Raw genomic sequence first — 23,313 nt, forward strand, 5'->3', positions numbered from 1 at the left:
TATCGAGAGCAATCAAGCTTCACGAAAATCGACTGTCCTTGGTTTAGAAACATCCACGACCTTTGTTCCTGCTAATCTGTCATGCAGACAACGCCTCTGTTTGCCAAAAATAAACAGAATGTTTACGGTGCCGGCAAGCAAGCCTAATAAGGAAACTAACTTGAACCACCCCATGCTCGGGAACACTTCGATTAGCATAGTAGGAACAAATACCATGAGGGTAAAAGGAACCCACCTCATAAAGAAGATCTTCGATAGGCTCAAAAGTTGATTGTCCATCGAAACAATGGCTATCTCGAACACATTCTTACCAATGGTCTGACCGTATTTGTTTAGTAAGTACCCATGACAAAGAAGGTACAGAACAGCTGAAAAAACTAATGAAGAAATCGGCCCAAATGCAGCGTTAGAAAGCACTAAGTTTCGCGTTGGCTCAAAGTAAAAGAGTACGACCATGATCGCTGCAGCAATTAATCCATCAAGAAACCAAGCCCAAAATCGCGACCACCTAGATGCGATTTTCACTTCACTACCGTCAATTTGCCCTAACATGGCTAACTCCCTGAAAAATGCCAAGTATTAATGTTCATATTCAATACTCTGTATATATAAATGCTCGCGAGTCCTAATGATTTAGGCTTGAAACTTAGATTACCCCTAGCCTAAGTAATAATATGCAATCGATAACATTTATAAATTTGCATGGTTTATATAATTTTCTTAAAAATAATTCAACTCAATATAGTAACAATATGATATATAAACACTTTTACCCAACAACCGTCGGTTTAATACGAATTCTAAATGAACTGAATCAACAACAACGCAATGATAAAACCAAAGGTAAAGCTGGGTGGGTGAAATGGTCTTTTCTTCGAAATGACGTACTCTCGAGTGAGCTCTTCTTGGTAAGTTTTGACCGCTAGGGCCTTGATGTAATTATTTTGCATAACATTCTCTCCTTGTTGTTTTACAGAGAGAATAAGACCTCAAGTTAACTTTAGGTCAATAGTAAATATCAAGAATATTGTGGTTAGTTTCTGGCTTGCAACCTCCCACGCATAATATGTTGTGAGCCAGCGGCACCTCCGAGATACAACTCTTCAGTCTTTTCAAAACCACCCTTCTGGTAACAGGCAATGGCACCTGGATTCTTTAGATTTACAGTTAAATAGATAAATTCGAACGAACTATAATACTCTTTCAGATAAGGGAACAATGCCTTAACTGCTGCAGTTCCGAGCCCCTTACCTTGTTGTCTTTTATCTAACGCGAACGCTCGCAAGCCTAGAGCCGTTGCCGGGCAAAACTCATAATTATCAGAGTATGCAATATCAAGCTTGAAGAAACCGATAACGTCATCATCGAGCTTAATCACATGGAGGTGGGTAGTCTCAGTCACGTCTTGTAAGAACTCTTCGGCAGTACCTGCAAATTTAACTTGTTCATCTGTCAGTTGCACTGACTTTACTGCGTCCATTAGCGGTTGCGTCAATCGCTCGATTGTTACCATATCTATTCAATTCCTTTATCTATAAGCTTTGATGTTCTCATTCAACATTACTTCCATTACAACACAGTCGTCATTGCTAGCCTTCGCTGAAATCCAAGCTTTATGAACTTGCAAACACAAAATATAAGGGTTAACTCAAAACCGGACGGAAGAAACTGCGTTCATAACTGAGAATACAATCAACCTTCTCAGCGAAAGCAAAAGCTTCAATACACTCAGGATCCTTCAAAGACTTGATTCGATAATCTTCATAAGCCGTCAGGCTTTCAAAAGTGAACAATGCCAACGCGATATTGTTTGCTCCCTCAGAAGGCAAGAAATAACCATTGTGCTGTCCACCAAATTTTGCCACCAACGGTATCCACATCTTGGCGTACTCTTCGAACTCTTTTACTTTCTTGGGATCTATCACATAGCGAACATAACAGGTGATCATACGCAGTCATTCCTTTTGTTGCGTTTATTGAATCAGCCAGAGTACCTCAAGCGTAAACGGAACTCTAATCAGAGTTAATTTAAGCCGGTTAATTCTCGGCGGTCACCACATTGTCATCAACTTGGTTTTATACCGACTCTTTTTTCGCGTCTTGTTTTACCTATCCAACTTTCATCTAGGACAAGTTGTGCACGAAATACAAAATATCTCACACCGCCAAATGCAACATATGCAACAAGTAACAAAAGAGTGAACATTGATTCCATATTGCCGTAGCATATTGATGTTCAAATTAACATAGGAATCAATAACATGGAAAAGACTGAAACAATGAGTACGGGTTTATCAGAAACTGAGAAAAATGCAAAAACTCATGCGATCGTCGCATACGCGTTAATGCTACTAGGCTTCTTTACGGGTATTAGCTTTCTTGCAGGTGGTATTTGGGCGATGGTTAAAAAATCTGATGCTCAAGGGACTGTCTTTGCTGATCATTACGACAACATCATTAAGACGTTTTGGGTTTCAATCGTACTCAGCATCGTTGGCTTTCTTACTGTTGTCTTTGTAGTGGGTTACGTTGTTTTATTAGTCGCGTTCGTCTACACACTTTGGAAGCTGATCGCTGGTCTAGCAAAAATCACGTCGGATAAGAGCTTTAACTAATTTAAACGTGTTTCGTGATTACGACACGTTTAGCATCCATAAATAGTCAAAAGGGCGTCATTGCGACGCCCTATTTCATTCATTTTTAAACGCTTCGCCACTGCAAACAACGGGACTTTAAATCACCTATCGTTGCTTCATGAAAGCCACGGCCAATCCTGATGACACGAAGGTCACGCCCGCGCCAATATTAAGTCCTGACACCAACTTGGGTTTGTTTCTGAACCAGTCAGACAGCTGAGACGAGAATACACCCATCAAGCTAAAGCCCAGTGCCGTCAATGCCGCAAACCACACCCCATAACCGATCATCTGCGTTGTTACAGACCCTAAGCTTGGGTTTACAAATTGCGGAACGAATGCCAACACGAACATACCCGGTTTAGGGTTAAGAGCCGCAGAAAGGAATCCGGTCGAAAATATCACTTTAAGTGACTGCTTCTTAGCGGGTTCCAACGAAAACAAATTACGTGAGCGAAGCACTTTCACGCCCAGCCAGATAAGGTAAGCCGCACCCACCAACTTAACTGCATAGAACGCGATTTCAGAGGTTTGAATAAGCAGTGTTAAGCCGAATGTAGCCGCAACAACGTGAAATAGAATACCCACGCCTGACGACAACCCAGACACAATCGCGGCAAATCGACCTTGGCTCAAACCTCGCCCAATGGCGAGCAAATTGTCTGGCCCCGGTGAAATCACCAGTAGTAAACACGCTAATGTATAGGTGACAAATACCTCTAAGGGAAACATAAAACCTCCTTGTTATATGATTTCGACTGTTACAATCTGGTTAAAAATAAAGCAACCTCAATTGCTAAGCTAAACCATTACTCAAGAAAGAACAAACCCAACACTGGATTAAAATGCCAAGTGTTGGGCTTCAATTTTATGCTTGTTGATGGTCAGAACGCTCGGCTAGGACTTCCTTGAACGCAAACATGCCATTCAGCGCAGCTGGAAACCCTGCATACACAGACATTTGGATGATCACCTCTTTGATCTCTTCTTCACTGCACCCCACATTAAGTGCCGCATTTAAATGCACTTTAAGTTGAGGAGCACAATTGCCTAAAGCCGTTAATGCAGCAACGGTCGCGATTTCTCGGGATTTAAGGTCAAGTCCGTTACGCGCATAGATATCACCAAAAGGATACTCAATCGTATATTTGGCTAAATCGGGGCAGATATCTTGTAGACTCTCGATAACATTCTGCCCAGCTTCTCCATCGATCTCTGTCAGCAATTCGAGCCCTTTATCAAAACGCGATGTTTCCATGGTTGTTCTCCTATCTGTTCGAATAAGAGAAAGCTTACAAGTTAGAGTTCACTCTAAGTCAACCAACTTTACCGTTTTTATAGAGGTCAATTTTGTTTTCAAGTGCAGCAAGATGAGATTGCTGTTGTTCAATATGAGCTTCGAGGTTCTGTTGATGTTTCTCGAGCAACACTTGGCGCTGTAGCACAGTACTTGCTCCCTGTTCTCTCAAACTTGCGTATTTCAGTATCTCTTCCAGTGGCATAGCCGTCTCTTTTAGACGCACTACAAACTCTATCCACTTTAGATCTTTCAATGTATAAGCACGGTGTCCGCTAGAGGTGCGTTGAACATTTTTCAGCAAACCGATTTTCTCGTAGTACCGTAACGTATGAGCAGACAAACCCACTAAGTTAGAAAACTCTTTGATATTCATTGTGCTTCTTCCCAGCAGGTTTATTGTTTAAGCACCAATCACACTGACTCAATGACGAGGTTTACATCTGGACTAGTCGAGGAAAACACCACATCTGAGCCCTCGCTTGTTTCCAATGTAAACTCAGCGCCAGATTCAACGTGAAAGCTCAGCTTAGTTTGATCTAATTGCACCGTGATTTCGCCAGATTCCGCACTGACATTTTTAAATGTCTTTTTCATTTCAAACTCCTTGTCATTAACAGATAAACTATTGGCGACTGATTAACAGATTCGCGCCAGACAACGCCAGAAAGGAGGCGCATGCCCTATTGAATCGTTTTGCCATTTGGGGCTTGGTGAACCACTGCCTTAAATAAATACCAAATATGGCGTAGAGCGATATTGCCCCTAACTCCAAGACTAAAAACGTAAGCCCGAGAATCAAAAACTGCTCGTTTACATTGGCCGACACATCGACAAACTGCGGAAGAAATGCCGTAAAGATGAGAATCGCTTTCGGGTTACCTGCTGCCAATAAAAACTCTTGTTTAGCTAACCCTAAACGGCTCTTAACACTGTCAATTTCGGATATAGGGCTTGCCTCAGAACGCCAGAGATTGAAAGCTATCCACAACAAATACGCAGCACCTACAATTTTGATGGTAAGAAACAACGTTTGAGACGCATACAGAACCACGGCTAATCCCGATGCCGCTAATGCAATCATGACCGCGAACGCCGCAATTCGCCCAAGGCCAGCGATAAAGGCAGACTTAAAACCGTAACAGCGCGCATTGTTCATCGACAGCAGGTTATTTGGGCCGGGCGTCATGTTCAGCGCAAAGCACGCGGGGATAAAAAATAGTAATTTCCAGATTTCCACTACTTTTCCTTAATGATTCATTGTTACTTTCAAAGCTTGCGCTCAAGTCGTACCTCAATGGCTGCTTCATCTGACGTATTCGTCAATTCAAAATAGCCAGACTCTATTCTCTCTACGACATTAAAGCCCAGTGACTCAAAAACACTAACATTGCCGGTTTGTTCAACGCACCAAACCGATATTTGATTAGCATGAGGGAACATTTGCTGAACTTCCGAGATCAGATGTCGAGCAACTCCTTTTCGGCGCGAAGTGGATGCTACGGCAAGTGCACTTAAATGAAGTGTGTCCCCGTTGAATTTAACGCATACAACCGCAACCAATCGCTGTTGCGAGTAATAACCGAAGCAACTCCAATCATCCGCTGACGTCATTTTAATCTGTTGAGCTAGCGCCGTTGGGCGATAGATATTTCGTAGTTCGGCAAACACTGTATTCGAGAGTTCTATAAGAGACGCATCAGTGCTCGGCAGTCGTTTTATCATTGTTACTCTACTTTAGTATCTTGCCAAAGACCCAACTGATCATTGATAATTTCCGTCTATACAACAGTACGCATTAAGCTCTTCCACTTTCTCGATAGTGTTGGCGCGAATTATGGTGTAATGGCGCTTAATTACAGGGGTAGCTCTTTGGCGAATTCGATATCCTTAAGCACAACATCACCTACATACTCCTCATTGGTTATGCCTGTGAGAGCAAAGCCTTGTTTGATATAGAAGTTTATTGCGCGTTCGTTGCTATCAAGTGCCCATACAGACACTTTTTTAGCTCCTAACGTAATGAGTATCCCTTCGCACTCGTCGTATAACGCCTGCCCAACACCAGAACCAGTCTTGTCAGGCTGGACATAGATAGAACTAAGGTCATACACATCAGTCCCTTTTAATGACTTTGGCTGCCCACAGCATAAGAAACCAGTCAATCGGTCATCACAATCCGCAACAATAACCTCTGCTAAGCTCTTTTCAATTATGTTTGACCATAATTTCTTACGTTTCTCTACTGTATAGCTCTCGATATAAGTTTGAGGCATCAATCCGCTGTAAGCGTCTACCCATGATTTGACGTGTATATTCGCAATTGCATCGACATCGCTTAATTGCGCCTTCCTAACTTTAAACTTCATGATTTCCTTGTCTATATATAAACAAAGTAGGCCCTATAACCTCTATGTAATTTCTCAACCCTATATAGGGTTAGCTTTAAAATCGAAACGAATTTGTTGAGGAACTGATTCTACATTTTCGAAGGGCTCGTATTTCCATTGCGTTAGAGCTCGGACAGCTACTTCTTCAAACAGTCCTTTAGGGAAAGATTTTACAACAACTACATTCGTTACATCCCCTTGGCTGGTTACGTTAAACGTCATCTCAACATAGCCCGATAGCCTATTTTCGACTGCAACTTTAGGGTACCTAGGGTGGGTTTGCTCTCTCACCTTAAGGTCATCATAAGCAGTAAAGTCGACTCCTTCCATAAACCCAGCACAGCCAGACAACAATGCCGCTATAAATAGTGATATAAATTTCACATCCACCTCAGATTTTACAGCGCCAGAATTTAACAACTGACGCAATGGTTTTATGTCAGCTCAACTCGCCTTTTACTTGCACATCTTTGATACCGAGGTACGATTCTATCTCGTGATCAAGAAACAGCGCTTGTTCACTTGATTCCAATTCAGATACCAGACGTATATTTTTACGATCTTTTAATATGACTCGTACCTCGAACGTTACACTTGATCCGCCTTTTGACTTCTTGACAACACCTTTACAGTAAACTTGTTCGCTCAATGATGAAGGTATGAGCTTTTTAAAACCAAATGGTACTGGTGATATCTTAAACTCAACAAAACTATGACTGACAGAAACAGTTGTTTTATTTTGCGCAACGAGCGTCTGCAAAGGTCGCGCTGTAATTACGCCCGATGAAAACACAATGTCTATTTCTTTTTATTTTTCGGGAATTAACTTAGCCCAAAGCCTATTTAGTTTAATGCTGTAAAATAAATGCAACGCCATACTTTATACGTTAACCACACGCAATAAATTCACAGAAACAATAACAGGAATAACCACCATACGTATAGATGATGAAATGTGTAACTGTGCACACTATTAGGCTCTATAAGTTTCAAAGTTGTTTATAAAAGGGCATTTACGGTAAAGGGAACCAGACTAAAACGTGTGTAATCTTTGTATGTTGTACTTTCTTTCCCGTCGAGTGAACATCTTTTGAGATTTCAAATTGACCTGTTTTGTCATTCTTGATTGCATCACTAGAAACAACTTCATACGCCGTAGTTACTTCATAAGTTGCAGCCAAGCGTTCTCCAGTTTGAAGGGTTTTCTGTTTTTCACTCGTTGGTGACTCAGCTACCAATTGACGATGATTATTCAATAACTGATAAATATCAATTCGCTTATCTAGGTCGACAAAAACCGTACTATTTACATCATGAATCGTAGTCAACCTCTCACCTTTAAATATAATGTCCATAATTACGACTAAAGAGCGACCACCTAGGTCAATTGAATCAACTTTAGAGGTGATTGACTGATAAATCTCATGCGATAAACTAGCAGCCTCTAAGAAAGAGTCAGCTTTGTTATAACTGTTCGTTCGATAAAGTGCTGAGCTCAAAAAAATGATTAGCTCATTGTCACGCTTATCAATCGATAAAAAACATAGATCTTCGAGATTGCGATCTTGACAACTGAACCTTGATTCTAGGGCTTGGTGAACTTTGCCAGTGCTACTCGCATGCGCCAAACCAACAAAAGTTAAACAAATAAATAAACTAAGGTATCTCCATACTTTCAGCCCAATATCTCTCGTATTCTTACCCACATAAACTCTCATTGCTACATGTCTCTTCCCTTGCTATAGACTTTCGAATCTATTTAAACCACAGTTTTTAGTTCTTCAGACCAAATAATGGTCACTGCAATGCCTTTTTGCAGGTTATTTTTTGCCCATATACACTTTCTTTAAGGACATTGTTTTTAGATAAAAACTTGAGTGACCATGAAGCTTGTTCAGGTATAGCCATTTGTGTTTTAAACTGTTCTAAATACGCCTTAGGAAATTTGTCATCTACTTCTACTGTAAACTGAAGATTGTTCTCAGTGAGACTATTTCTACTTTTTTTCCAGGTACCATTTGAGCTTACTTCTACCTCATTAAACTCATTGCTACCTGGAAATCTGAAGTTTATTTTAGACAGTTTTTGAAACGAACCATTATCCTTATACACAACATGGTCGTGATACGAGAGCTCGATTAGTGGATCACCTAGCCCCTCACACTGCCAAGAGCCCGATATTTCATATGTAGCGAGGCTACCATCTATAACATCCGTCGATGAACACCCGGTTAAAAGGCTTACAGCCAAAAAAGACACTCTTTTATACACAACTCATACTCCAACATATTATTCTTACTGCTACGGCATCACTCAGCTAAAAACCTACACCCCTTGTGCTTCCGACCCAGAAGTAAAGTTATAACTATATACATCGACCACTCGCGTTAAATTTCTGATTACAATAACAAAAACACCAACCATACGTACAGACGATGAAATGAGTAAGAGTGCACACTATTGAAAACTATTAATTTCAAAATTGTTTATGAACGATTAAAGACAACAAGATCGTCCTAAACGTATAATAACTAGATCCATGGGAAAATGCCTGCAAGAGAAAGATCAATACTAAGAGAGAGTCCAATTTTAGATCAGAATATCTTCAAGAGTTGGTTATAGATTTTGCAGTCGCTAAATCTGATTTTTTTATTTGATTTGAAACTGCAGCGATACACCGTTTTGCCGAATTAGACACACCGGACAATTGAAAGAACCCATGAATGACACCCAAATAGCGTTCGCAATATGCGTCAACGCCTTGTGAGCGCATCAACTTGTATAGGAGCTCACCCTCATCGCGTAGCGGGTCAAACTCTGCGGTAATAATGGTCGTGGTAGGCAAACCGCTCAAGTCATCGCTTAAAAGGTTAAGTTCTGGTTCTGTAATGTCTTCAGAACTGCAGCTCGCATATAACTCAAATCCAGAAAGAAGCATATTTGCAGTAATAATGTAATCTGATCCATTTTCTCTGTAACTTTGAGTGTTACCTGTTGGATCAAGCATGGGGTAAATAAGAATCTGTTGACGAGGCAACCACTGCTCAAGCTTTTTTAACCTAAGCGTCGTAGCCAAAGCCAATTGCCCACCAGCGCTATCTCCCACAAACACGATGTGCTCTGAATCACCACCATATTTATGCGCTTGCTCCTTAATACCAACTGCAGCTTGATATACATCGTCATGTGCTGCTGGATAAGCATGTTCAGGAGCTAACCTGTATTGAATGCAGATAACTATCGAATTGGACAGAAGTGCGATTTGTCTTAACTGTGTATCATGAGTTTCAAAACCACCACTAATGAAACAACCTCCATGAAAATAGACGGTTACAGGTAAATTCACTTCACCTGTTGGTTTGTAGATCTTAACCGGAATACTATTGATTACATCTACGTATTCGCTTTCAATGCTAGGACTCTCGCCAGCTAACACTGTGCTACCGATATAGCCAGCCCTGCGATCCGCGATGGTTTGTGCCGAAGGGCAAGGTTTACCATTTGATTGAAATTCTTCGACTAGCTCTCTGATGCCAGCTTCTAGGTAATTGGTCATTTTATAACTCTACAACTAAAAACCGGAGAATAATATATCAACACAAGAACATGTATATACATACAGTAAAAATTTGTGACGGACATGAGATATCACAGCTTTTTGAAGGTGGGCCACGCAAACAAAAACCATGATCATATCGCCATAAACACAAAACCCAACGGTGGAATAAAAAATGCCATGCGTTGGGAATCATCTTAAACAGTTGATTAGTGAGCTTTTCAGCGTGCTCCTAATCTTTTAGCGCATTACGCCAATACTCGACGGTTTTATCTGAAACCATGCCCGTTTCTCTGGCCGCCGCTACTAAAAAGTCACACAAATTACATGCTATCTGCTCATTACCGAGCAAATATAAACTACGAATTGCTCGGGTCAGGCGAAGTTGGTTGTGGTCATGACTTTTAAGCCAGACATGATTAACAGGGCTTAGCGTCAGTATTGAAGAAATTTCGCACCCATCTCGCTGCAATCCCCAAAACTCAAGTAAAAGATCTAATGCTTTTAAGTGAGCAACACGCAATTCTTCTGAGTTAGCGAAAGCCTCTCGATCTGCTTGAGTTACCAAGGGAGCATGTTGATTGAACTTAGTACCCTCATCTATCGGGAAAAGAACTTGAATATACTTATGATCATGCTCAAGCCAGAAGTGGTTGTAAGCTAACAACTGATCTATATTGCGACCAAACTTATCTGGCGCTTCGCCAGACATAAAGCGAGCAATTTCACTCATTTTAAATCCTGCTAAATTAACTTTTATCTTTGTGCACTGACGCTGCATTAATAATTAGCAACGTACCTGAGGCTATATCACAAACAAGCCGCTTCACTAATTGGTGTGGCTCCCATAACACGCGAAAGTGGACGCTATTAAAGGTAAGCGTGTAATACAAGGGGGTCGCTTCCCAAGTGCGAACCGTTTTATACATGGCAATGATGTCAGCCATGCAATGTAACCCTATATTTAAAGCCACTTATGCTCGACTTCTAGCAGCCGGAAAACCTAAGAAAGTCGCAATAATCGCGTGTGTAAGAAAGATGGTTGTGACCCTTAACTCGATGCTAAGAGATGGCGCCATGTGTGACGCCATAGTCGTTTATATGGACTCCCCCGTTTCAACAAAAAGAACGATAGATATTCGCGTGCTTATATACGAGCTACTATTGAGGAGCTACCTCTGCTCAATGATAATTTCGGCTGTTAGGGTACAATGCTTGTTAGCGAGCTTTTCCTCTTTCGACTATTCTGTATCACCTAACTTTTATCTTACGCTTCATTTTGTCAAACTGTCAGAGCATAGATGCTCTATACTCCGTATCAGATTTAAGCATAGCAAAAGCGGTACGAACTGTTTTATTTGCCAGCGCTACCGCTGCACATTTTTTACCTCTACGTACTACTAATGCTTGTAGCCACTGTTCTTTCTTTGTTTTAGCATCGCGTTTTACGACTTGCTGAACCACAGACATTGCGCCTGTAATTAATAGGCTGCGCAACGTTGAGTTTTTCCGTTTATCAATATGTCCCAACTTCGCTTTACCACCAGAAGAATGTTGGAGTGGTGTTAAGCCAATACAAGCGGAAACATCTTTTCCCTTTTTAAACTGACCAAGTTCTCCTGATGCCAAAGCAATGTACAAATGAACTGCATTTAACTTCCCAATACCTTCAATCTTCATTAACTTTTGGCATTCTTGGATTGACCTTATCCATTGATCAAGGGAATGATCATAAGTATCAATTGCTTCGCACAAAACCAAATATAAGTCGAGTGACACTTTCAGCATATGCCTAAAATCAGCTGTTAGCTCATTGTCCGCGTCTTCCAAAATCAGCTCTATCGATTGAGTAAAGCCTTGATGGTTCCTCGAAACTGGAAGATTAAACTCCCTCATCAATCCTATTAATTGATTTTTTAATGCCGTCCGTTGTTTAACAGCTTGCTCTCGTAATTTCAGCATTGATTGCGCTTGCTGTTGGCTATTCGTCTTACCAGAAACGAAAGTTACTTCAGGTAACTGTGAGGCTTGAATGATCGCTAAAGCGTCATTCTTATCTGTTTTTTGATTCTGACGAACCGCTTTAACCAAACGAGAGGAAATTAACTTCGAAGTGTGGCCTAAAGATGTGGCAATTTGATTCCAATAATTAGAGCTTGCGCAAGCTTCAAACACCACCAGAGAGGGTGACAGATTACTGAGATAAGCGCTGAACTGTTTCGGTGTCATTTCTCGATTAGATTGCACCTTTTTATCTGCGTAAACGCAAACTTGAATAACCTTAGCGGCTAGATCAACGCCAATAATGAGATTTTTCATAATCAGACTCCCGTGTTGCTTCCTATTAAAAGATAGGCGGATTGGGGATGGGGAGTCCAATCATCTTGTTAGGCATTTTTTAACTTGTCTGCGTATTCATAGCCAGAATGTGTAACTCTGAACACTTGACCTTTGTGACCAACAGCTTCTACAAACCCTTCGATGAGTAAGCTGTTTAAAGCAGCTTCCCAACGAGCAATTTCTCTTGCTGAACCGTCGGTATGCATCTGCTTACCATTCGTTTGCATTGAACTACCATTGAGATACGAAACTTTTAATATATTCCCGCTCCTGTCATTTGAGGCTTCTACTAGCAATTCTTGAGCATCGCTACTTAATTGATTGACGACAGTTTCAGGAAGACCGCCAAACAAATCTAAAAGTACAGGCTCAACTTTTTGGAAACCTAGGAAGGGATCTTGTTTGTTGGCTCTACGAACTAAGGCATCATTGATGATAACTGCGAAAGCGTCTAGAGTTTCATAAGGAGCAACAAGCCCCTTATCAAAACACTCTTTTTTAAACGCCATTAGTTTTTGATATTGCTCGGGATCAACTGACCCCATTTGTACTGGCTGATCTGAGAAGCAGATCATCGCAGGTTTCCCCTTATCTATATGCTCTTTTATTTCCTCTAATGTACCACTTTCATGATCACCAGTTGGTGTACCAATTCGTGTCCAGAACATACCAATTAGAAAGTCAGCGTCTTTTAATATTTGCTTGTTTAAAATACCTTGAGCACGGTCACCCATTGCAGAGTAAGAATGTGACTCCCAACCTATAGCCTGTAGCATCACTCCAGTTTCTTCTGAGTGTAAGTCATTCCACTTTTGAATTACTTCACGAGCTATTTGCCTTTCTTTAGCAACATCACTTGGAGACGCTAAAAATATTTTATATACGTTTGCTGTATACATTGATTATTCTCTCCGGACTTTAAAATGCCTAACGCCCAATTAAGGGGTGAACAACGCCTCCACCCAACCTAGCGCATAGTGCCATAAACACTAAATTTGAAGTAGAAGCAAAAGTGCCAAGCGTTGTGAATCCCTCTTAAATTGCTTGTTAGGCCACATTAGATCAGTGAATCTTGAACTTGGATGACTCTCTTTTGATTATCATAGTGCTGCTTGGTAACTTTTAAAAACAAATCAGGACTAGATAGCGCCTCTTCCAACACACCTGCGCTATTTAGACTAACGTAAAGAGCAGCTGCATGCGCTTGGCAATTTATAGATTTTTTAGGATTGAATTCAATATCACTAAACCCATCAAATTTATAAAGTTGATCAACTAATTGTGGGTTACTAACTAATGCCTTTATATACAACCAATCATAAAAATAGGTTCGAGGGATTAATGGAAACTCCGTATTAAAAAACTTAAAGCTGACCAACTGCCCTGAGTCTTTTATACGAATGTCTTTTTTTGAACTTCTGGAGTCCGCTAGATACAAATCTTTGTAAGGCCCACCTCTTTTAAAAACCTTACTGCCTTGAAAAGCCGATTCAACTGTGATCTTGTGATTATGCTTCTTAGTCACGAAAGAAAGATTGAAAGCACTTAGTAATATGCCGAGTTCGTCTAAAGATTTACTCGAAATCTCTAGAATGTTATTTATTCCCAGTAACTTAGCTGAACTGTGAAGTTCAGAAACTAATTTTTGTTTCTGGGTTTTAGCCATTCCTGGATGCCATTTAAAATCTATGGCCTTTTCAATAACTCCAATGCTACCATCTGTTTTCGGGACAAAAACGGGTCTAATTGCCATACTTGAATTACCAATGCTGATAGTCTAGTCGTGCTGAATAATGAGCTCTATGGTACACAACCTGATGTGCAGGATACAGAGGTTTCAACTCCAACTCTTTTGCCTTAGTTGGCACAATAACACCGACAATATCACTTGGAAGGATAGTATCGAACACTAAAACCTCTGCCTGTGGATCTGTTGGGCATTCATCTGGCAATTGCAACTCTTGACGTGATGGTTTTCCTGCTACTGGCAAAAATAGGGACTCAAACGCCTGAACTCCTTTTCTCTGTTCAATTGGAACAGATGTAACTGATGAATTGGCTGCATTGGTGGTACAAAACGCGCAGTCTTTAGTCCATAAGACTTCAGCTTTAACACCAAAAACAACCCACTCTACGGAAGGGTCTTGCTGCCTTAGACTATAAAACATCTTGTAATTAGGATGACCAATTGACAAGCAACTAGCAGTTTTAAATCCATCTAGCCGATGTTGATCATTGTAAGCTACATTTGATTGATTAGCCTCTAAGGTCGCTCTCGGAACAATCCCGCTCTGAAAGATTGAGCTAACATTTTCTAACTTTGTAAAGTGCCATAGATATTCGATCTTTTTTTGTTTTACTGCATTTTCCATAACCAACTCCGTTTTTACTTATTTACGACATCTCGATATTGTGGCCTAACAGCTATATTAGACAGAATAATTCTGCATTTTGTCCTTGAAACAATTCTGTCTAACAACCTATACCGTTCAGGCTAAGCCTAACTAACTTTTTAATAACAGTACCTTACTGGCTTCAACATTCAACAAACGTGACTAAATACAGAATTTTTCTATAAAACATCGAGGAAATACAGAAAACAAATGTGTTTGCTTATTTAATCGTCATCTTCTTGGTTGATTTCTTCGCTGCAACCTAGGCATTTTGGCTCTAAGTCTGTGGGTAGCATGATGATTAAGCCGCAGTGTGGGCATAGGTCGCCTTGGGTATACATAGTCACTCCTAAGCTGCGCTGAATTCGCCGTTGTATGAGATAAGGCCAGTTTTTTTGCCTTTGAGAAGAATGGTCACGCCCTGTTGATTTGATCCGGTGATTTGCCAGCCAAGCTTTTCTGCCTTAGCTAGGGTCGCCAGTGCTTTAGGTTTTCCTTCTAGGCTCTCCAGAATCGAAGTAACGTCGATCTCTTCACCAATCATGTCAATGAGAACCGGATTGTCGTAGTCGACTTCGGCTAACGTTTTGCCCTGCTCGTTCACTGTTAACGAGACAATACGGAACACCGCTTTATCGTTGTAATCGACAATATGAGACTTTCCTGCATCATCAACGTAACCGTCAATTGCGACTATGTAACCTGGTTTGCCTTGGGCAATGGTTTTGACATGTTTTGCGCGCTCTACGCCGCCCGCTCGGGTTCTGCCGTCGTCGTCAGTTTCCATGCCACTGCTGGCAATATCGAACTTGTCGCCAACTTTGGTGCGATTCCATGCACGTAGGTAAACCCCTTTGGCGTTCTCACTTCCCCACGACCACACGGTGTTGTGAAGCGGTGCCTCCAGTTTTTGTTCAAAGAACTTAGAAATGGCTAATTTAGACATCAACTTACTCCTACTAAATAGAAACGCACTCATCAAATGTAAAACAAGTAAGGTATGAACCCAAACTTACAGAACATTGTACCAATTTCGAAATATAGTATGTAAAACCAGATGTTTAATCAATCAGTATTTCATACTTAAAACGAAAAACGCCGACTAGATCGTCGGCGTTTGTGTTGAGAGTAGTTAAAGCTAAGTGGTTAAGAACGCGATTGTTTGGCGATCCTGCTGGCTTTCATTCGTTTGTAGCCGTCCATGACTAAAGCGATTAAGGCAAACGAAATAAACAGGTAGGTCGGGACTTCATGCAGCACAATGCTGTCGCCAATTAGTAGCCCGACAATAAAGATGAAAGTCGGCTCTACGTAACCCATTAAACCAAACAGAGACACCGGCAGCTTTGAGTAAGCGAAAAGATAGAGCAGCATTGGCGTAACCGACACTACTGCTAGCCCAAGGTAGTAAAGGTACGACGTGGCTGGCAGGTTCATAAAATGCTCGGCTGGGTAAAGGTAGAACATCCCGAAGATAGCCAAAGGGAGCATCATAATGTGGTCAACGGCCAAGCCAATATCGGTCGGCATTGGGTTGGTTTTACGAAACATAAAATACACTGGATAGCCAAGTGCGACGACCAATACCACCCAAGACAGGCCCGATGCCCAGACATAAGCATACAAAGTACCTGCCAACGCAAAGTAACACGCCACTTTTTGCAACTTAGAGAGGCTGTCTTTGTAATAGAAGCAGCCGATTAACACCATCACAATAGGCATGGTGAAGTAACCTAGTGCGAGGTTCAGGGTTTCTCCATTGGCCGGAGCCCAAACGAACAACCAATATTGTGGTGCGACAAGCACAGCGGAAGTCAGGTATTTAGGCCACTTACGCCACTGCTTCAATGCTTCCCACAGCAGCGGTAATCGCTTAGTGAAGAACAGTAAGATAAAGAACAGCATCGTACTCCAAACAATACGCTGCGTAGCCAGCCAATGACTCTCGCTCCCTGCAATTAAGCTTGGCCCTATATCCGGATGGATTTGTACATAAGCTGGAATGCAAGCAAACAGCATTGAACAAAGTATCGATGCAGCCACCCCTTTTGATTGATCAGACATCAAGTGGGTGTATTTATGAAATAAAGCCTTTAACTGACTCATGAATTCTACCTATCGTAACTGTGCTTACAGGCTACAAGACAACAACAAAAAAGCGCCGTCATGGTTTGACAGCGCTTCTCAGTATCCAATCGAAAAACTCTATTGGATAACTCTGATTCTATAATTGGTTCGGCGCATTAAATATCACCGCTCATTAAAGAATGCAATCATTAGGTATCTAATTGCTTAAGATTTAGCATAGGTTGTTCACAAGATCACTACAATTAGAAGATTCCTCTACTTTTTAACTCATTAGTAAGTTATTAATCAATATTTAGCGTACTAAAAACACATTAACCATTGATTTATCGTGCCAATATTACGTGCTAGAGATCATTCACCTCATCAACTATTTTGCCAATGTGCTCAAAAACTCCGCTTCAAACTCTTCATCCGCTTTTCGAGTTAAACACGCCACCAGCCAATCAATGCTGTCATTATCTAGCTTACTATTCACCACAAAGGCTTGTTTCACTCCAAATTGGTCTAGCTTCGCAGAGCCGTAATTTTTAAATGACTTATTGCCATGGTAGTGGAGTGATTTAGTCGTCTCGGAATCTGGCTCCGGTATAGATTCAAGAGTGTTGGCAAGCTGAATCACTAACTCCATCGGGTTCTTGGATGAAGAGATGCGATACAAGAAACCGCCTTCCACTCTTTGGCGTACCCAATAGTCAAACCCGCTACAGTCCATCACTTTGTCACTCACAAGTGCCGCCTCGCTACGATAGCCACATGACTCAACCATGACTGGGGTATGTTTGAATTCAGGCTGACCAGACGTTACATCAGTATGAGGTAAAATAAGATCACACGGTTTGCTGTCTTTTGCAGTTGGGGCGTTCCAGTGAATGGGCATGAAAACTTGTTCGCGGCGCATCTCTTTGGTGACCACTAAGCGAGCTTGGCACTCCCCTTGTGCGCTGCGTACTTTCACGACAGGGTTAACGGTGGCGTGGTTGAATGCGTCTAAGCCGAATTCATCCAAATCAAGTTCAGCCACCGTATCAGGGTGCATGGCGACGAAAGGTTCTGGCGTGTGCTCGCCTAATCCTGCGGCTAACCCCGTTCGGCTCATGGTGTGCCATTGGTCGCGGATTCGGCCAGTGTTCATGATAAGTGGGAACTCGACACTGGTATCGGCGATGGGCTTGTCGTGCTCAACCGCGACAAACTGCGCCTTGCCCGACTCGGTAAAGAACTCGCCATTGGTAAACATGCGCTGCTCGATGATATCTGGTTGGTATTCAAGCACCGGCCACTGTTGTGGGGTGAGTTCACCGTAGCCTTTCTCATCCAGTTTGGTTAATCCGATCAAACACAAATCCCTCGCTTTACCTCTCTCATTACCGAGTGCAGTCATCTCGCAGTACTCTTTGAAGATCTCGCCTTCATGGCGGTAATCAAATTGGCCTTTGAATCCCATTTTTTGAGCGACTTCTTTTAAAATCCACCAATCAGGTTTTGCTTCTCCCGGGCTTGGTAGCACGCGACGTTGACGTGAGATTCGGCGCTCAGAGTTGGTTACAGTTCCCGACTTTTCACTCCAACCTTGGGCAGGCAATACCACATCAGCCAAGCGCGTGGTTTCTGTATCAGCGATGCAATCAGACACCACCACAAACGGACATTTCTCTAACGCCGCTTTTATTTTCTCACTGTCTGGCAAGCTCACCACTGGATTGGTCGCCATAACCCACACTGCTTTGATTTTGCCGTCGTTCATCGCATCAAATAGGTCAATGGCTTTTAACCCTGCATGAGTGGCTAGGTTATCTGTCTGCCAAAAATCGCTCACGGTTTGGTGCGATTGTGGATCACCAAACTCAAAATGCGCCGCTAACGTATTGGCTAAGCCACCCACTTCACGGCCCCCCATCGCATTTGGTTGGCCTGTCACTGAGAATGGCCCTGTGCCCACCTTGCCGATTTTGCCTGTCGCTAAGTGGCAATTAATAATGGCATTCACCTTGTCACACCCTTGGGTAGATTGGTTTACACCTTGGGAGTAGATGGTTAGAACCTTGTCGTTGGATGCGAACAACTTGTAGAACTGAGTCAATTGCTGCTCGGTAAGCCCTGTCAGCTCAGAAACGCTTTTATCGCCCCAACCATTATCGGTATAACGGTAACGGGTTGCGGTGCGAATCGCTTCCGTAAAGCCTTGAGTGTGTTTTTCTATGTAGTCTGGGTCGAGCTTGTCATTGTCGTCGAGGTAACCTAGCAGACCATTAAACAGCGCCACGTCTGAGCCGGATTCGAGTGCCAAATGCATATCGGCTATTTCACAGGTATCGGTGTAGCGCGGGTCAATCACCACCACTTTCACTGCGGGGTTAGCTTGTTTCGCCGATCTCAATCGTTGAAATAGTACAGGGTGACACCAAGCAAGGTTAGAACCTGTAATCACCACCACTTCCGCTTGTTCAAGATCTTCATAACAAACTGGCACTGTATCAGTACCGAACGCACGCTTGTGCCCAACGACACTCGACGCCATACAAAGGCGAGAGTTACTGTCGATGTTGGCGCTGCCAATGAAACCTTTCATCAGTTTATTGGCGACGTAGTAGTCTTCTGTGAGTAATTGACCCGATACATAAAAGGCTACCGAGTCTGGCCCGTGTTCTCTAATTGCTTGTGTGAATTTATCAGCCACCAGCTGCGAGGCTTCATCCCACGGAAGTAGCTGCTGTCCGCTCTCGACTCTTTTCATTGGTTGGGTTAAGCGACCTATTGGGGTCACAGTGTCGCCCAAGGCTGCGCCTTTAGTACATAACTTGCCATAATTCGATGGGTGCTCTTTGTCGCCACGCACTTCCAATTTCCCCGAAGCAGTTGGCCTTACTTCAATGCCACAACCCACGCCACAGTAAGCACACGTTGATTTGATCCAATCCTTGTTTGAACTCATCACTCTTCCCTCGTGCAGTGTTCTTTTTATTGCTTCCACCTAACGAATCAGAAAGCCGCTAATCCATCTCTTTCTGCGGTGAAAATTTCTCTTTTTTATTAAAGCAATTTACGCACCACTATTTAGCTCATTCTCATGCAATAAAAATAGTTAATAATTACAAATACTTAAAACAAATAAAAATAGCAGAACTCATGTTAAGGGAATGAAAAAAAGCAAACATTGAGATATTTGCACCATGTTGATCAATTTTGCACCACAAAGGCTCATTTTCATAAATCTCCCACTTCAACAATCTACCACTTTAGGGGTAATTAAGTTATTTAACACTTACCTAATCAACTGAATATTATAGATATTATTATTTTTCTCGATCTGCTTTTTTATCTGGCACCCTACTTGCTCCCTTAAATACCAACAACCCAAAATTCACAGTTTTTAAGTTCATTGGAAGAGCAGCAAATTACCCACCATTGAGAGTGGTCTGTTTATAAAACGCTAGGAAGCCAGCAAAAAAGGAATTTACTATGAGCAAACAAAAGATTGTCGTCGTTGGTAATGGCATGGTTGGCCACAAATTTATCGACAACATCATTCAAGCAGATTCAGACCAATATGAGGTCATCACTTTCAGTGAGGAATCGCGTCTTGCCTACGACCGAGTTCAACTCACTGCGTACTTTAACGGTAAGTCCGCCGACGACTTAGCCTTAACCAGTGAAGCTTACTATCAAGAAAACGGCGTTAAGTATCTTATTAATGCCAAGGTCACTGAACTTGATACTGCAAACAAGGCCGTCGTAACGGATAGCGGGCATCGCGAAAGCTACGACAAACTGATCCTTGCGACAGGCTCATTCCCGTTCGTCCCACCAATTCCTGGTAATGACCAAGAACACTGCCATGTCTACCGCACGATTGAAGACTTAGATGCCATTGAACTGTCCAGCAAGCAAAGCAAATCAGGCGTGGTGATTGGTGGTGGCTTATTGGGCTTGGAAGCCGCAAACGCGGTGAAAAACCTCGGTTTAGAGACCCACGTTGTCGAGTTTGCCCCTCGCTTGATGGCAGTTCAGCTCGATGAAGGTGGCGGTGCGCTGCTAAGACGTAAGATTGAAGACTTGGGTGTACAAGTTCACACCGAAAAAGCGACCTCTGAGATTGTCGCAGGTGAAACGTCTCGTTATCGCATGAACTTTGCCGACGGCACTCACCTTGAAACCGATATGATCGTGTTCTCTGCCGGTATTCGACCGCAAGATGCATTGGCTCGCAGCTCTGATATCGCGATTGGCGAACGTGGCGGTATCGTGATTGACGATAACTGCCAAACCAACATCGATGATGTCTACGCGATTGGTGAATGTGCGCTTTGGGATAACAAGATCTTCGGTTTGGTGGCTCCGGGCTACTCGATGGCGAAAGTGGCGGCTAGCCACATCCTTTCTAATGGCGAAGATGAGAGTAGCTTTACTGGCGCTGACATGAGCACCAAGCTCAAGCTATTGGGCGTAGATGTTGCCAGTATTGGTGAAGTGCATGGTAAAACCGAAGGTGCGCAATCATACACCTACAACGATGAAATCGAACAAGTTTATAAGCGTTTGATCGTCTCTGCCGATGGTAAGAAGATTGTCGGTGCTGTGTTAGTCGGTGACGCTGAAGCCTATGGTTCACTGCTTCAAATCAAGCAAAATGACATGCCACTTCCAGAGAACCCATCTGTACTCATTCTTCCAAACCTCGCCGACGATTCGGGCAGCGCAATGGGTGTTGAAGCCTTACCAGACAGCGCGGTGATCTGTTCATGTTTTGATGTAACCAAAGGGGATATCAAAGAAGCCGTTTCCGCTGGCTGCACCACAATGGCAGCGCTTAAAGAATCGACCAACGCCTCAACCGGTTGTGGTGGCTGTTCTGCCCTAGCTAAACAGGTACTTGATAGCGAACTGAGCAATCTCGGCGTCGAGGTTTCTAACGATATCTGTGAGCACTTTGCTTACTCTCGCCAAGAGCTGACCGACATTATCCGCGTCAACAAGATCAAAACCTTTGATGAGCTGCTTGAATCACACGGTCAAGGCTTAGGCTGCACTGTGTGTAAACCTGCCATCGGTTCAATTCTTGCCTCCTACTGGAACGATTACATCCTCAAAGATGAGCACATCGAGCTGCAAGACACTAACGACATCTACCTCGGCAACATGCAAAAAGATGGTACCTACTCTGTCGTTCCGCGTATCGCAGGCGGTGAGATCACGCCAGACAGATTGATTGTCCTCGGCGAAGTCGCTAAAGAATACAACCTTTACACCAAGATCACGGGTGGCCAACGTGTCGACCTGTTCGGCGCACAACTTAACGAGTTGCCCGCTATTTGGAAAAAGCTGATCGACGCGGGCTTTGAAACCGGCCACGCCTACGGCAAATCGGTGCGCACTGTGAAGTCTTGTGTAGGTAGCACTTGGTGTCGTTACGGCGTCAACGACAGCGTTGGTTTAGCGATTAAGTTAGAGAACCGCTACAAAGGTCTGCGTTCACCTCACAAGATCAAGTTTGCAGTGTCTGGCTGTACTCGTGAGTGTGCTGAAGCGCAATCAAAAGACATTGGCGTTATCGCCACCGACAAAGGCTGGAACCTGTATGTCTGTGGTAACGGCGGTATGCGTCCACGTCATGCCGACCTATTCGCAACCGACCTCGACGAACAGACTCTCATTCAATACATCGACCGCGTGTTGATGTTCTACACGCGAACGGCTGACCGCCTACAACGTACTTCTGTTTGGATGGAGAACTTAGAGGGCGGTTTGGATTACCTCAAAGAGGTGGTGATTGAAGACAAACTCAACGTCGCGGCAGAGCTCGAAGCCGACATCGCACTCAACATCAAAAACTATCAGTGTGAATGGAAAACCACCATCGAAAACCCAGTCAAGATGAAGCGATTCCAGCACTACATCAACAGTGACGAGATGGACAACACGCTCTCTTTCATTACAGAGCGAGAACAACGCTTTCCAAAACCAACGATCAACACCGAGCACGACGCAGAACGCGCTCTCGCTTTGAATAGTTCAGAGCAAATAGAAATTACCGAAGTGTCGTAAGCCGTTTTGGCCGTTAGCAGGCCTCCGATTTTAACTCCACCTGCTAATGGCCCTCTTTACGAACTTCCCAAAAATCGATAACTCAACAATTTGACAAGGAGACTGTCATGGAAAACTGGACCACGGTTTGCTCCCAAGAGGACTTAACCCCTAACGCGGGTGTCTGTGCCAAAGTCGCAGACCATCAAGTCGCAATTTTTTACTGCAAGCGCAGTGACAAGATTTATGGCCTATCAAATTTCGACCCGATTGGTAAAGCCAATGTGATGTCACGTGGTATTATTGGCTCGTTAAGTGGAGAGCCGTACGTTGCTTCTCCTCTATACAAGCAGCATTACCATCTAGAGACAGGGGCCTGTTTGGAAGAGCCGGAACACGCTCTGATACGCTTCGAAGTACGTAGGCACGGTAACGACATTCAAGTACTGGCACCCGAAGCGCTAGCAAGCTAATCACGCATTAGGTCGTATTTCAGATTCACCCATAACCATGCCTTAGCCGCCTATAATTAAGGTTCGCTACGGAGTTGGCATGTGAACGGCTAGATATTTAGAACTCTAGACACTTTCCA

27 protein-coding genes and 1 pseudogene are annotated in these 23,313 nt (G+C 42.9%); 4 read left to right on the top strand and 24 right to left on the bottom strand.

Features of this window, described 5'->3' with window-relative positions:
* Positions 1 to 12: 12 nt before the first annotated feature.
* The 4 genes from L1D60_RS06015 to L1D60_RS06030 form a co-directional block, all read right to left on the bottom strand.
* Complete coding sequence (locus tag L1D60_RS06015) at positions 13 to 552, bottom strand: RDD family protein (protein WP_239840193.1); 540 nt, start codon at positions 550 to 552, stop codon at positions 13 to 15.
* A gap of 248 nt (positions 553 to 800) precedes the next feature.
* Positions 801 to 950: a hypothetical protein gene (locus L1D60_RS06020; RefSeq protein WP_239840194.1), complete on the bottom strand. Its 150-nt coding sequence runs from the start codon at positions 948 to 950 to the stop codon at positions 801 to 803.
* A gap of 83 nt (positions 951 to 1,033) precedes the next feature.
* Positions 1,034 to 1,513, bottom strand: coding sequence for a GNAT family N-acetyltransferase (locus L1D60_RS06025; protein WP_239840195.1), 480 nt, complete (start codon positions 1,511 to 1,513; stop codon positions 1,034 to 1,036).
* A gap of 130 nt (positions 1,514 to 1,643) precedes the next feature.
* Positions 1,644 to 1,949, bottom strand: a complete 306-nt coding sequence (locus L1D60_RS06030; protein ID WP_239840196.1) for an NIPSNAP family protein — start codon at positions 1,947 to 1,949, stop codon at positions 1,644 to 1,646.
* 312 nt (positions 1,950 to 2,261) lie between these two features.
* Between L1D60_RS06030 and L1D60_RS06035 the strand changes: the two genes are divergently transcribed.
* Positions 2,262 to 2,615, top strand: a complete 354-nt coding sequence (locus L1D60_RS06035) for a hypothetical protein (RefSeq protein ID WP_239840197.1) — start codon at positions 2,262 to 2,264, stop codon at positions 2,613 to 2,615.
* 126 nt (positions 2,616 to 2,741) lie between these two features.
* Here L1D60_RS06035 and L1D60_RS06040 read toward each other — a convergent pair whose 3' ends face one another.
* From L1D60_RS06040 to L1D60_RS06100, 13 genes are all read right to left on the bottom strand, one after another.
* The gene (locus L1D60_RS06040) at positions 2,742 to 3,368 is read right to left on the bottom strand and encodes a LysE family translocator (RefSeq protein ID WP_239840198.1); all 627 of its coding nucleotides are present in this window, start codon (positions 3,366 to 3,368) and stop codon (positions 2,742 to 2,744) included.
* 136 nt (positions 3,369 to 3,504) lie between these two features.
* Entirely contained in the window at positions 3,505 to 3,894 is a 390-nt protein-coding gene (locus L1D60_RS06045; RefSeq protein ID WP_239840199.1) for a carboxymuconolactone decarboxylase family protein, read from the bottom strand.
* A 58-nt stretch (positions 3,895 to 3,952) separates the two neighbouring features.
* Positions 3,953 to 4,309, bottom strand: a complete 357-nt coding sequence (locus tag L1D60_RS06050; protein ID WP_239840200.1) for a MerR family transcriptional regulator — start codon at positions 4,307 to 4,309, stop codon at positions 3,953 to 3,955.
* A 38-nt stretch (positions 4,310 to 4,347) separates the two neighbouring features.
* A complete protein-coding gene (locus tag L1D60_RS06055) occupies positions 4,348 to 4,530 on the bottom strand; it encodes a hypothetical protein (RefSeq protein ID WP_239840201.1) in 183 nt (60 codons plus the stop codon).
* A gap of 28 nt (positions 4,531 to 4,558) precedes the next feature.
* Positions 4,559 to 5,173: a LysE family translocator gene (locus L1D60_RS06060; protein ID WP_239840202.1), complete on the bottom strand. Its 615-nt coding sequence runs from the start codon at positions 5,171 to 5,173 to the stop codon at positions 4,559 to 4,561.
* A gap of 29 nt (positions 5,174 to 5,202) precedes the next feature.
* The gene (locus tag L1D60_RS06065; protein WP_239840203.1) at positions 5,203 to 5,658 is read right to left on the bottom strand and encodes a GNAT family N-acetyltransferase; all 456 of its coding nucleotides are present in this window, start codon (positions 5,656 to 5,658) and stop codon (positions 5,203 to 5,205) included.
* A 131-nt stretch (positions 5,659 to 5,789) separates the two neighbouring features.
* Complete coding sequence (locus L1D60_RS06070) at positions 5,790 to 6,302, bottom strand: GNAT family N-acetyltransferase (protein ID WP_239840204.1); 513 nt, start codon at positions 6,300 to 6,302, stop codon at positions 5,790 to 5,792.
* Positions 6,303 to 6,362: 60 nt separating this feature from the next.
* Positions 6,363 to 6,707, bottom strand: a complete 345-nt coding sequence (locus tag L1D60_RS06075) for an energy transducer TonB (protein WP_239840205.1) — start codon at positions 6,705 to 6,707, stop codon at positions 6,363 to 6,365.
* Positions 6,708 to 6,762: 55 nt separating this feature from the next.
* On the bottom strand, positions 6,763 to 7,116 hold the full coding sequence (locus tag L1D60_RS06080) for a hypothetical protein (RefSeq protein ID WP_239840206.1): 354 nt from the start codon (positions 7,114 to 7,116) through the stop codon (positions 6,763 to 6,765).
* 220 nt (positions 7,117 to 7,336) lie between these two features.
* Positions 7,337 to 8,029: a hypothetical protein gene (locus L1D60_RS06085; protein WP_239840207.1), complete on the bottom strand. Its 693-nt coding sequence runs from the start codon at positions 8,027 to 8,029 to the stop codon at positions 7,337 to 7,339.
* A gap of 91 nt (positions 8,030 to 8,120) precedes the next feature.
* Positions 8,121 to 8,573: a hypothetical protein gene (locus L1D60_RS06090; RefSeq protein ID WP_239840208.1), complete on the bottom strand. Its 453-nt coding sequence runs from the start codon at positions 8,571 to 8,573 to the stop codon at positions 8,121 to 8,123.
* 355 nt (positions 8,574 to 8,928) lie between these two features.
* Entirely contained in the window at positions 8,929 to 9,879 is a 951-nt protein-coding gene (locus tag L1D60_RS06095) for an alpha/beta hydrolase (RefSeq protein WP_239840209.1), read from the bottom strand.
* A 232-nt stretch (positions 9,880 to 10,111) separates the two neighbouring features.
* The gene (locus L1D60_RS06100; protein ID WP_239840210.1) at positions 10,112 to 10,612 is read right to left on the bottom strand and encodes an opioid growth factor receptor-related protein; all 501 of its coding nucleotides are present in this window, start codon (positions 10,610 to 10,612) and stop codon (positions 10,112 to 10,114) included.
* A 72-nt stretch (positions 10,613 to 10,684) separates the two neighbouring features.
* Here L1D60_RS06100 and L1D60_RS06105 point away from each other — a divergent pair.
* Positions 10,685 to 10,968, top strand: a pseudogene (locus L1D60_RS06105) (transposase); the annotation flags it as partial.
* A 201-nt stretch (positions 10,969 to 11,169) separates the two neighbouring features.
* Here the strand turns inward: L1D60_RS06105 and L1D60_RS06110 are convergent.
* The 7 genes from L1D60_RS06110 to L1D60_RS06140 all read right to left on the bottom strand — a co-directional run bounded on the left by L1D60_RS06110 (position 11,170) and on the right by L1D60_RS06140 (position 19,650).
* Complete coding sequence (locus L1D60_RS06110; protein WP_102459962.1) at positions 11,170 to 12,198, bottom strand: IS110 family transposase; 1,029 nt, start codon at positions 12,196 to 12,198, stop codon at positions 11,170 to 11,172.
* A 68-nt stretch (positions 12,199 to 12,266) separates the two neighbouring features.
* Entirely contained in the window at positions 12,267 to 13,118 is an 852-nt protein-coding gene (locus L1D60_RS06115; RefSeq protein WP_239840211.1) for a DUF4062 domain-containing protein, read from the bottom strand.
* A 158-nt stretch (positions 13,119 to 13,276) separates the two neighbouring features.
* Positions 13,277 to 13,972 (bottom strand): hypothetical protein, encoded by a 696-nt coding sequence (locus L1D60_RS06120; RefSeq protein WP_239840212.1) that lies wholly within the window; start codon positions 13,970 to 13,972, stop codon positions 13,277 to 13,279.
* 7 nt (positions 13,973 to 13,979) lie between these two features.
* Entirely contained in the window at positions 13,980 to 14,591 is a 612-nt protein-coding gene (locus L1D60_RS06125) for a DarT ssDNA thymidine ADP-ribosyltransferase family protein (protein ID WP_031817782.1), read from the bottom strand.
* A gap of 370 nt (positions 14,592 to 14,961) precedes the next feature.
* On the bottom strand, positions 14,962 to 15,558 hold the full coding sequence (locus tag L1D60_RS06130) for a hypothetical protein (RefSeq protein WP_239840213.1): 597 nt from the start codon (positions 15,556 to 15,558) through the stop codon (positions 14,962 to 14,964).
* Between the two features lie 200 nt (positions 15,559 to 15,758).
* A complete protein-coding gene (rarD, locus tag L1D60_RS06135; RefSeq protein ID WP_239840214.1) occupies positions 15,759 to 16,718 on the bottom strand; it encodes an EamA family transporter RarD in 960 nt (319 codons plus the stop codon).
* Between the two features lie 349 nt (positions 16,719 to 17,067).
* Positions 17,068 to 19,650, bottom strand: a complete 2,583-nt coding sequence (locus tag L1D60_RS06140) for a nitrate reductase (protein ID WP_239840473.1) — start codon at positions 19,648 to 19,650, stop codon at positions 17,068 to 17,070.
* A 509-nt stretch (positions 19,651 to 20,159) separates the two neighbouring features.
* Here L1D60_RS06140 and nirB point away from each other — a divergent pair.
* Together nirB and nirD are read left to right on the top strand one after the other, a co-directional pair.
* A complete protein-coding gene (nirB, locus tag L1D60_RS06145; RefSeq protein WP_239840215.1) occupies positions 20,160 to 22,742 on the top strand; it encodes a nitrite reductase large subunit NirB in 2,583 nt (860 codons plus the stop codon).
* A gap of 107 nt (positions 22,743 to 22,849) precedes the next feature.
* A complete protein-coding gene (nirD, locus tag L1D60_RS06150) occupies positions 22,850 to 23,194 on the top strand; it encodes a nitrite reductase small subunit NirD (RefSeq protein WP_239840216.1) in 345 nt (114 codons plus the stop codon).
* Positions 23,195 to 23,313: the final 119 nt, after the last annotated feature.

It is taken from the genome of Vibrio sp. Isolate30, from assembly GCF_022397975.1.
Lineage (GTDB): Bacteria > Pseudomonadota > Gammaproteobacteria > Enterobacterales > Vibrionaceae > Vibrio > Vibrio fortis.

Excerpts from the sequence above, each read along its gene's own strand:
- rarD (WP_239840214.1), bottom strand. The coding sequence starts at position 16,718 with ATGAGTCAGTTAAAGGCTTTATTTCATAAATACACCCACTTGATGTCT.
- L1D60_RS06025 (WP_239840195.1), bottom strand. The coding sequence starts at position 1,513 with ATGGTAACAATCGAGCGATTGACGCAACCGCTAATGGACGCAGTAAAG.
- L1D60_RS06030 (WP_239840196.1), bottom strand. The coding sequence starts at position 1,949 with ATGATCACCTGTTATGTTCGCTATGTGATAGATCCCAAGAAAGTAAAA.
- L1D60_RS06065 (WP_239840203.1), bottom strand. The coding sequence starts at position 5,658 with ATGATAAAACGACTGCCGAGCACTGATGCGTCTCTTATAGAACTCTCG.
- nirB (WP_239840215.1), top strand. The coding sequence starts at position 20,160 with ATGAGCAAACAAAAGATTGTCGTCGTTGGTAATGGCATGGTTGGCCAC.
- L1D60_RS06100 (WP_239840210.1), bottom strand. The coding sequence starts at position 10,612 with ATGAGTGAAATTGCTCGCTTTATGTCTGGCGAAGCGCCAGATAAGTTT.
- L1D60_RS06015 (WP_239840193.1), bottom strand. The coding sequence starts at position 552 with ATGTTAGGGCAAATTGACGGTAGTGAAGTGAAAATCGCATCTAGGTGG.
- L1D60_RS06045 (WP_239840199.1), bottom strand. The coding sequence starts at position 3,894 with ATGGAAACATCGCGTTTTGATAAAGGGCTCGAATTGCTGACAGAGATC.
- L1D60_RS06115 (WP_239840211.1), bottom strand. The coding sequence starts at position 13,118 with ATGTATACAGCAAACGTATATAAAATATTTTTAGCGTCTCCAAGTGAT.
- nirD (WP_239840216.1), top strand. The coding sequence starts at position 22,850 with ATGGAAAACTGGACCACGGTTTGCTCCCAAGAGGACTTAACCCCTAAC.
- L1D60_RS06035 (WP_239840197.1), top strand. The coding sequence starts at position 2,262 with ATGGAAAAGACTGAAACAATGAGTACGGGTTTATCAGAAACTGAGAAA.
- L1D60_RS06130 (WP_239840213.1), bottom strand. The coding sequence starts at position 15,558 with ATGTCTAAATTAGCCATTTCTAAGTTCTTTGAACAAAAACTGGAGGCA.
- L1D60_RS06125 (WP_031817782.1), bottom strand. The coding sequence starts at position 14,591 with ATGGAAAATGCAGTAAAACAAAAAAAGATCGAATATCTATGGCACTTT.
- L1D60_RS06055 (WP_239840201.1), bottom strand. The coding sequence starts at position 4,530 with ATGAAAAAGACATTTAAAAATGTCAGTGCGGAATCTGGCGAAATCACG.
- L1D60_RS06110 (WP_102459962.1), bottom strand. The coding sequence starts at position 12,198 with ATGAAAAATCTCATTATTGGCGTTGATCTAGCCGCTAAGGTTATTCAA.
- L1D60_RS06070 (WP_239840204.1), bottom strand. The coding sequence starts at position 6,302 with ATGAAGTTTAAAGTTAGGAAGGCGCAATTAAGCGATGTCGATGCAATT.
- L1D60_RS06050 (WP_239840200.1), bottom strand. The coding sequence starts at position 4,309 with ATGAATATCAAAGAGTTTTCTAACTTAGTGGGTTTGTCTGCTCATACG.
- L1D60_RS06120 (WP_239840212.1), bottom strand. The coding sequence starts at position 13,972 with ATGGCAATTAGACCCGTTTTTGTCCCGAAAACAGATGGTAGCATTGGA.
- L1D60_RS06040 (WP_239840198.1), bottom strand. The coding sequence starts at position 3,368 with ATGTTTCCCTTAGAGGTATTTGTCACCTATACATTAGCGTGTTTACTA.
- L1D60_RS06020 (WP_239840194.1), bottom strand. The coding sequence starts at position 950 with ATGCAAAATAATTACATCAAGGCCCTAGCGGTCAAAACTTACCAAGAA.
- L1D60_RS06095 (WP_239840209.1), bottom strand. The coding sequence starts at position 9,879 with ATGACCAATTACCTAGAAGCTGGCATCAGAGAGCTAGTCGAAGAATTT.